This window comes from Nonomuraea zeae (assembly GCF_005889725.1).
Lineage (GTDB): Bacteria > Actinomycetota > Actinomycetes > Streptosporangiales > Streptosporangiaceae > Nonomuraea > Nonomuraea zeae.
The window spans coordinates 1-8181 of record NZ_VCKX01000426.1 but is presented as its reverse complement, the minus strand read 5'-3'; the positions used below and the strand labels follow the sequence as shown (position 1 = coordinate 8181).

The following is an 8181-nucleotide window of genomic DNA, read 5'->3' as shown; positions in this document are numbered from 1 at the left end:
GGCACCGGCCAGTCACCCCCGACCATCCCGCAACCCACCGACCTCCAACTCCACCTCCTGGACCTGCTCAACATCGATCCACGAGACCTCCGCTGAAGATCACTCACGTGCGGAAAACGGGGCTAGCGCCCATCACGCGTGGCCGGGGCCGGCGAGGTCGCGTGTTCCGTCACCACGGCAGGGGCCGCCCATCGCGGAAGAACCCACCGGTCGGCCCGCCGTCCGGCAGATCGGCCGCCCACAGCACGCTTGCCGCCCCCTCCGCGACCGGCCGCCCGCCCGGGCCGCCCATGTCCGTCGCCACCCACCCGGGGCAGACGGAGTTGACCAGGACGCGATCGCGGCGCAGCTCGGCGGCGAGCATCTTCGTCAGCGCGTTGAGCGCCACCTTCGACACCGCGTAAGCGGGCGTCCCCGAGCCCATCGAGGCCAGCGACCCCGCCTCGCTGGAGACGTTCACCACCCGCCCGTGGCTGCTCGCGCGCAGCAGCGGCAGCAGCGCCTGCGTCACCCGCCACGCTCCCAGCAGGTTGGTGTCCAGCGCCTCCCGCACCACCGTCAGATCGGCGTCGGCGGCCCGCTGCCACGTGTCGTAGTGAATGGCCGCGTTGTTGACCAGCACGTCCACCCGCTCGTGCCGGGCGGCGACCTCCCTGCCGAACCGCTCGGCCGACTCCGGGTCCGCCACGTCGAGCTGCCAGGGCTGCGCCCCGACGCCCTGCGCGGCCTTCTCCGCCTTGCCCAGGTCTCTGGCGGTCAGCAGCACGGTGTCCCCGGTCGCCGCGAGCCGCCTGGCCACCTCCAGCCCGATCCCCCGATTGGCCCCGGTGACCACGCACACGCGTCCGGCCATCACATCCTCCTCCGCAGGAAGTCCCGCTCCACCTCGTTGCCCGCACGGGCGACCGCCGCCGCGTACGCCTCCCCGGCCTCCTTCTCACGCCCCAGCCTCCGCAGCAGATCGGCGCGTACGGCGTGGAACAGGTGGTAGTCGCCCCCGTCGAGCCCGTCGACCAGCCGCAGCGCCGCCTCCGGCCCCTCCACCTCGGCCACCGCCACCGCCCGGTGCAACGCCACCACCGGCCCGGGGTCGAAGGCCGTGAGCAGGTCGTACAGCCGCAGGATCTGCCCCCAGTCCGTCTCCTTCGCCGTCGGCGCGTCGCCGTGCACGGCGTTGACGGCGGCCTGCACCTGGTACGGGCCGGGCTCGTCCCGCCGCAGGCACCACCGCACGAGCTCCTGCCCCTCCGCGACGAGCGCCCGGTCCCACAGCCCTCGGTCCTGCTCCCCCAGCGGCACCAGCTCGCCGCTCTCACCGGTACGCGCCGCCCGCCGCGACTCGACCAGCAGCATCAGCGCCAGCAGCCCCACGACCTCGGGCTCGTCCGGCACCAGTGCCGCCACCAGCCGCCCGAGCCGGATGGCCTCCCGGCACAGCTCCTCCCGCACGAGCCGGTCGCCGGAGCTGGCGGTGTAGCCCTCGTTGAAGATCAGGTAGATCACGGCGAGCACGGCCCGCAGCCGCTCGGGCAGATCGCCCTCCTCGGGCACCCGGTACGGGATCCGCGCGTCGCGGATCTTGGCCTTGGCGCGTACCAGCCGCTGCGCCATGGTCGGCTCAGGGACCAGGAACGCCCGCGCGATCTCCGCCGTCGTGAGGCCGCCGATCAGCCGCAGGGTGAGCGCGACCCGGGCGTGGACGGCGAGCGCGGGATGGCAGCAGGTGAAGATCAGCCGGAGCCGGTCGTCCTGGACGGGCCCCTCGTCCGGCGCCTCAGCGGGGGCGTGCAGCAGCGCGGCCTGGGCGTGCTTGCCCGGCCGCGCCGTCTCCCTGCGCAGCCGGTCGACCGCCCGGTTGCGGGCGGTCGTGATGATCCACCCCGCGGGGCTCGGCGGCAGCCCGGCCTCGGGCCACTGCCGCACCGCCACGGCGAACGCTTCCTGCACCGCCTCTTCGGCGAGGTCGATGTCGCCGAAGGAGCGGACGAGCACGGAGACGGCGCGGCCGTACTCCTCCCGGAACACCCGCTCTATCTCAGGCTCGACCAGCATGCGCCATCCGTCGGGTCACCGCTCCAGCGGGACCTCGCGCTGTATGGTCTCCACCGCGTTCTTGGCCGTGACCAGGGACGCGTTGGTGACCTTCCGGTAGATCGCGATGGCCTTGACCGTCTTGCCGGCCTGCAAGGCCGAGTAGAAGTCCGGCGGCAGTGCCGCACCATCGGCTACGGCGTCGACCAGCACGGGGTCGACGCCGAGATGCCGCTGCAGATAGGCGACCTGCTTCTCAAGCCGGGCGATTCTCTCCTCAACGGATTCCATGGTCGAAACACTACCCGGCGGATCACCGCTGGGTCGGCGCCACCACGACCTCGACCCGCTGGAACTCCTTGATGTCGGAGTAGCCCGTGGAGGCCATCGTCCGCTTGAGCGCGCCCATCAGGTTCATCGAGCCGTCCGCCACGCTCGACGGGCCGTGCAGGATCTGCTCCAGCGTGCCGACCGTCCCGAACGCGACCCGCCGCCCGCGCGGCAGGTCCGGGTGGTGCGCCTCGGAGCCCCAGTGGAACCCGTGCCCGGGCGCCTCGGAGGCCCTGGCCAGCGGCGAGCCGACCATCACGGCGTCGGCCCCGCAGGCGATCGCCTTGGCGATGTCGCCGGAGGTGCCCATGCCGCCGTCGGCGATCACGTGGACGTAGCGGCCGCCCGACTCGTCCATGTAGTCGCGCCGCGCCGCCGCGACGTCAGAGATCGCGGTGGCCATCGGCACGGCCACACCGAGCACGTTGCGCGTGGTGTGCGAGGCGCCGCCGCCGAACCCGACCAGCACGCCCGCCGCGCCGGTGCGCATGAGGTGCAGGGCCGCGGTGTAGGTGGCGCATCCGCCGACGATGACCGGCACGTCGAGCTCATAGATGAACTGCTTGAGGTTGAGCGGCTCGGCCCGGCCCGAGACGTGCTCGGCGGAGACCGTGGTGCCCCGGATGACGAAGATGTCGACCCCGGCGTCGATCACGGCCTTGTGGTACTGGACGGTGCGCTGCGGCGACAGCCGCACGGCCGTGGTCACCCCGGAGGCGCGGATCTCCTCGATCCGGCGGCCGATCAGCTCCTCCTGGATCGGCGCGGCGTAGATCTCCTGGAGCCGCCTGGTGGCCGCCTCCGTGTCGAGGACGGCGCACTCCTCCAGCAACGGCGACGGGTCTTCGTACCGGGTCCACAGCCCTTCGAGGTCGAGCGGCGCCAGCCCGCCGAGCCGCCCGATCGCGATCGCGGTGGCGGGCGAGACCACGCTGTCCATGGGGGCGACGACTACGGGCAGCTCGAACCGGTAGGCGTCGATCTGCCAGGAGATCGAGACCTCCTCCGGGTCACGGGTGCGCCGCGAGGGCACCAGGCCGATCTCGTCAAGCGCGTACGCTCGCCGCCCGGTCTTCCCCCGGCCGATCTCCACCTGCTGAGTCATGACTTACCTTCTGTGATAGTTCGGAGCTTCCACGGTCATCTGGATGTCGTGGGGGTGGCTCTCCTTGAGGCCCGCTGCCGTGATCGGCATGAGCTCGCAGTCGGTGTGCATCTGGGTGATCGTGCGGCAGCCGGCGTACCACATGCCCTGACGCAGCCCGCCGATGAGCTGGTGCGCGACGGCGGCGACCGGGCCGCGGTAGGGGACCTGGCCCTCGATGCCCTCGGGGATGTACTTGTCCTCGCCGCCGACGTCGGCCTGGGCGTAGCGGTCCTTGCTGAAGGAGGTGCCACCGCGCTCGCGGTTGCGTACGGCGCCGAGCGAGCCCATCCCGCGGTACGACTTGAACTGCTTGCCGTTGATGAAGATCAGCTCACCCGGCGACTCCTCGCACCCGGCGAGCAGCGAGCCCAGCATGACCGTGTCCGCGCCGGCCGCGATCGCCTTGACGATGTCGCCGGAGTATTGCAGGCCGCCGTCGCCGATCACCGGCACTCCGGCGGGAGCGCACGCCTTGGATGCCTCGTAGATCGCGGTGACCTGCGGTGCGCCCACCCCGGCCACCACCCGGGTGGTGCAGATGGAGCCCGGCCCCACGCCCACCTTGACCGCGTCGGCGCCCGCGTCGACCAGCATCTGGGCGCCCGCCCTGGTCGCGATGTTGCCGCCGATGACCTGGACCTTGCTGTTGGCCTTGACCTTGGCGATCATCTCGGCCAGCCCCTTGGAGTGCCCGTGGGCCACGTCGACGACCACCACGTCGACGCCGGCCTCGATCAGCGCCTTGGCGCGCAGCTCCGCGTCGCCGCCGACGCCCACCGCCGCGCCCACCACGAGGCGGCCGTCGTCGTCCTTGGTGGACAGCGGGTACTGCTCGCTCTTGGTGAAGTCCTTCACCGTGATCAGGCCGCGCAGCCTGCCTTCGGAGTCGACCAGGGGCAGCTTTTCGATCTTGTTCTGCCTGAGCAGGGCGAACGCGTCGTCGCGCGACACCCCGACCGGCGCGGTGACCAGCGGCATCTTGGACATGACCTCGCGTACGGGCCGCGCCTGGTTCGTCTCGAACCGCATGTCACGATTTGTCACAATCCCGACCAGCGTGCCGGACATATCCGTCACAGGCACTCCGGAGATCCGGTACGTCGCGCACAACCGCTCGACGTCGGCCAGCGTGTCGTCGGGGCTGCAGGTGACCGGGTTGGTGACCATGCCGGCCTCGGACCGCTTGACCAGATCGACGTGCTGAGCCTGCTCCTCGACGGACAGGTTGCGATGCAGGATGCCGATGCCGCCCTGCCTGGCCATGGCGACCGCCATGCGCGCCTCGGTGACGGTGTCCATGGCCGCCGAGACGAGCGGGATGGACAGCGTGATGCCCCGCGACAGGCGGGATCTGGTGTCGGCCTCTCCTGGTTGGAGATCTGAATAACCGGGCACCAACAGCACGTCGTCGAAGGTCAATCCCATCTCGGTGAACTTGGACATGCTGCGGCCCCCTCCTGCCGATGCGCTGATTCAGCTAAGTCTAGGCCCTGCCTCCAACTGCATGCTTATGGCCTCCGCTCCGCGGAGGCGGGCTCGGTCGCCTCACGCCGCCGTCTTCCCCCCGCTCTGGTCGCTACGCTCCCGCCGCTCCTCCCAGACGACGGCACTCCCTCGCAAAACCAGCCCATGGCCTCCGCTCCGCGGAGGCGGGTCGGGGGCCTCGCGGCGCCTTCACTCCTTGGGGCGGGGTGGGCGCCTTCCGGCGCGCCGGCTCCTTCGCCCTACGTCGCTCCCCCGGGCAACGACGTCACCCCTACGAAACCAACTCCAGGAGCCGCACCAACTGCAGGAGCCGCACCGGGCCGGACGCGGCGATGCCGGGAGGACGATGACCCCCACGGCCCGTCGTACTCCCGGCATCGAAAAAGTGCCGGGGGATGAGACGGTCGGTGATCCGTCCCACCCCCCGGCCACCGGCACCCGGGCGTGATGGCGCTTTGCGCCACCGAACCCCCCTCCGCGTCCTGATGGCCGGCGCCACCGCGTCCTTGTCTGGATGCCGACGCTAAGTAAAGCCTGCGTTACGGAACGGAACATCGCAATGGGAAAACGTGCAATTGCACGAAGTTGCACGTTCGGCTCGACGAGTCGGCGCAACGAGCGGACACCGGCGTAATGCAGGGTTATCCTCGCGGCACGCCCGTGTCCCCCCGACGGAGCTGCCGATAATGCGCAACGAGTCCCGAACCGTGTCCGATCCCTTCGAGACGCTGGGTCTCGACCCGAACCAGACCGCGCTCTACTCGGCTGTGCTGCGGTTGCATCGTGCCACGCGCACCGATCTCGCGCAGGCCATGGACGACCCCGTCGAAAAGGTCAGCCGCCAGCTCGACGACCTGGTCAAGCTGGGAGTGGTCGACGAGCAGTCCGGCGAGTACCTGGCCAGACATCCGGCCGCGGCGCTCGGCCGGGTGATCGCCGCCCGGCTGGACCGGCTGGCCGAGGAGAGTCGCATGATCGACTCCGCGCTCGGCTCGATCCGCGGGCTCATTCGCGATTACGACGCCGGCCGCGACTACCAGAGCGGCCCGTTCACCGTGGAGATGGTGAACGGCGCGGACGTGCTGTACGAGAGCGTGGTCGGCATCGCCGTTCAGTCCCCGCCGATGGAATTACTCACCGCCGTTCCCGACGATCGCACCATGACAGATTTTGCCCGGAAATTTGCTGACCCATGGATTGATGCGCAGAAACGAAAACTTCTTACGGTTCACGCGATCATCCCGGTTTCCACCCTCACGCTTCCCGGCGTGCGCGACCAGCTCACCCAGCTGATCGAGACCGGCGGCAAAGTACGCACGCTCGACCGGGTGCCGAGCTGGTTCATGACCGCCGGGCCGGAGGTCGCCGGCCTGCCGCCGTTCTGGGGCGGCAACCTGCCCGACCACGCCTACAACTTCTACCTCGTACGCACTCCGATCGTCGTGGGCCTGCTCAGGACGCTGTTCGACGAGCTGTGGGGCAGAGCCGTACCGCTGCCGTGGGGTCGCAGGGGCGACGGGATGGTCAAAGTGCTGCGCCTGGCCGCGCAGGGCATGTGCGACGAGTCGATCGCCCGCCAGCTCGGCGTGTCGGTCAGAACGGTCCGGGCCAGATTCGCCGACGCCATGTCCGAGCTGGGCGCGCAATCACGCTTCCACGCAGGGGTGGAAGCCGCCAGACGCGGATGGCTGAGCTAATAACCACCGCTGGGGCCGCTTCGGTCATATGGTGGGAAGGTGCTGGAAGACGTCCCCCGCGACCCGTTCGCGGACGACCCGAACGACCCGTCCTCGGCGATGGGTGCGCTCGACGACGCCGAGCCACTCACCGCGGCCGAGCGCGACGAGGCCATCACCGACCTCGCCGACGTCGAGGTCTTCCGCTCCCTGCTGGAGCCGCAGGGCGTGCTGGGCCTCGTACTCGACTGCCCCGAATGCGGCGAGCAGCACTTCTTCGACTGGGAGCTGCTGCGCGGCAACCTACGGCAGATGATCGAGAAAGGCCAGCCACAGGTGCACGAGCCGGCCTTCCACCCAGACCCCGCCGACTACGTCAGCTGGGAATACGCCAGAGGCTATGTCGACGGCGTCATCGACACGGAGGAACGCCGCTGACCGACATCATCCAGCAGCGCGGCAAGCAGCCGCGCGGCTGGATCGCCTGAGTCAGGCACCTCTCCACGACCGAGCGCGTCGAGCAGCGCGTCGGTCTCCTCCTCTGGCGTCAAGCCGACTCCAGCTCGGCCATCTGCCGCAACCTGGCCAGCGCCCGATGCTGGGCGACCCGGACCGCACCTGGTGACATACCGAGTACATTACCGGTCTCCTCAGCGGACAGCCCCGACACCACCCGCAACAGCAGCAACTCGCGCTGGTTCTCGGGCAGCCTGGCCAGCAGCCTGCGCGCGTGCTCCACCTCGATGTAGCGGACGACCGTCTCCTCGGGCCCAGGCCCGTCGTCCGGCCCGTCGGGCAGATCTTGAGTAGGTACGGCCGACCGCACCGAGCTGCGCAGCGCGTCGGCCACTTTGTGCGAGGCGATCCCGAACACGAAGGAGGCGAACGGCCGCCCCATGTCCCGGTATCGCGGCAGCGCGGACAGGACCGCGATGCACACCTCCTGGGCTACGTCATCGGCAATGTGATATTGCCCTGAAACCCTGCCCAGCCTGGCGCGGCAATACCGCACCACCATCGGACGCAACTCACCGAGCAGGGATTCGATCGCACTGCGATCCCCCTGCACGGCGAGGCTCGTCAGTTCCCTTAGGTCGGAGTCATCCGTCCGTGCCGGAAGTCTCGACGCGAGCCTTACCCCAATTTTGGCGTCGGCGACGCTTCCCTCGCTCACGATAGGCATGATGCCCGCACTGATCCGGCCTGTCGTCATAGCGAACGGCTACGGATTGGTCACATTGAAGCGACGATAACTAACAGTAATCAAATGACCACACTAAGCCTTAACTGCTGACATAATGTTTCATCCCTTAACCCGGAATGCACGACAATTGTCAGACCGCGACGCTTATCTCCTGCTTCCGGTTTACTCCATTAATCCACCTTTTCCCCCACTTCTACTCGCCCGGCCGCCACACTGCCCTCCCCTGCCCTCTCGTCCCTCATACCGGGCAACCTCGATTTCGTACCCGACCGAAACCCCGACTCCGCACCCGCTGGAACGATCCAGAA

Annotated in this window: 8 protein-coding genes; 2 read left to right on the top strand and 6 right to left on the bottom strand. The window is 69.4% G+C overall.

The window, feature by feature from the left end; all coding sequences use genetic code 11:
* Nucleotides 1-169: 169 nt before the first annotated feature.
* The 5 genes from ETD85_RS57560 to guaB are packed head-to-tail and all read right to left on the bottom strand — an operon-like array spanning nt 170 to nt 4951.
* Nucleotides 170-853, bottom strand: coding sequence for an SDR family oxidoreductase (locus tag ETD85_RS57560; RefSeq protein ID WP_138698285.1), 684 nt, complete (start codon nt 851-853; stop codon nt 170-172).
* Entirely contained in the window at nt 853-2052 is a 1200-nt protein-coding gene (locus ETD85_RS57555) for an RNA polymerase sigma factor (protein WP_138698284.1), read from the bottom strand. Before ETD85_RS57555 ends, ETD85_RS57560 begins: the two co-directional genes overlap by 1 nt.
* A 15-nt stretch (nt 2053-2067) precedes the next feature.
* A complete protein-coding gene (locus tag ETD85_RS57550; RefSeq protein WP_138698283.1) occupies nt 2068-2322 on the bottom strand; it encodes a hypothetical protein in 255 nt (84 codons plus the stop codon).
* Nucleotides 2323-2344: 22 nt separating this feature from the next.
* Nucleotides 2345-3466 carry a GuaB3 family IMP dehydrogenase-related protein gene (locus ETD85_RS57545; RefSeq protein ID WP_240780088.1) on the bottom strand — a complete coding sequence of 374 codons (1122 nt, stop codon included), beginning with the start codon at nt 3464-3466 and terminating at the stop codon, nt 2345-2347.
* A 3-nt stretch (nt 3467-3469) separates the two neighbouring features.
* Nucleotides 3470-4951, bottom strand: coding sequence for an IMP dehydrogenase (gene guaB / locus ETD85_RS57540; RefSeq protein WP_138698282.1), 1482 nt, complete (start codon nt 4949-4951; stop codon nt 3470-3472).
* Between the two features lie 749 nt (nt 4952-5700).
* Here guaB and ETD85_RS57535 point away from each other — a divergent pair.
* Entirely contained in the window at nt 5701-6690 is a 990-nt protein-coding gene (locus ETD85_RS57535; RefSeq protein ID WP_240780087.1) for a helix-turn-helix transcriptional regulator, read from the top strand.
* Nucleotides 6691-6729: 39 nt separating this feature from the next.
* Nucleotides 6730-7107, top strand: coding sequence for a DUF5319 domain-containing protein (locus ETD85_RS57530; protein WP_090930411.1), 378 nt, complete (start codon nt 6730-6732; stop codon nt 7105-7107).
* A gap of 109 nt (nt 7108-7216) precedes the next feature.
* Here the strand turns inward: ETD85_RS57530 and ETD85_RS57525 are convergent, their stop codons facing one another.
* On the bottom strand, nt 7217-7852 hold the full coding sequence (locus ETD85_RS57525) for a sigma-70 family RNA polymerase sigma factor (RefSeq protein ID WP_132334441.1): 636 nt from the start codon (nt 7850-7852) through the stop codon (nt 7217-7219).
* Nucleotides 7853-8181 lie beyond the last annotated feature (329 nt).

Coding starts and splice junctions, on each gene's coding strand:
- ETD85_RS57560 (WP_138698285.1), bottom strand. CDS start 853: ATGGCCGGACGCGTGTGCGTGGTCACCGGGGCCAATCGGGGGATCGGG.
- ETD85_RS57555 (WP_138698284.1), bottom strand. CDS start 2,052: ATGCTGGTCGAGCCTGAGATAGAGCGGGTGTTCCGGGAGGAGTACGGC.
- ETD85_RS57550 (WP_138698283.1), bottom strand. CDS start 2,322: ATGGAATCCGTTGAGGAGAGAATCGCCCGGCTTGAGAAGCAGGTCGCC.
- ETD85_RS57545 (WP_240780088.1), bottom strand. CDS start 3,466: ATGACTCAGCAGGTGGAGATCGGCCGGGGGAAGACCGGGCGGCGAGCG.
- guaB (WP_138698282.1), bottom strand. CDS start 4,951: ATGTCCAAGTTCACCGAGATGGGATTGACCTTCGACGACGTGCTGTTG.
- ETD85_RS57525 (WP_132334441.1), bottom strand. CDS start 7,852: ATGCCTATCGTGAGCGAGGGAAGCGTCGCCGACGCCAAAATTGGGGTA.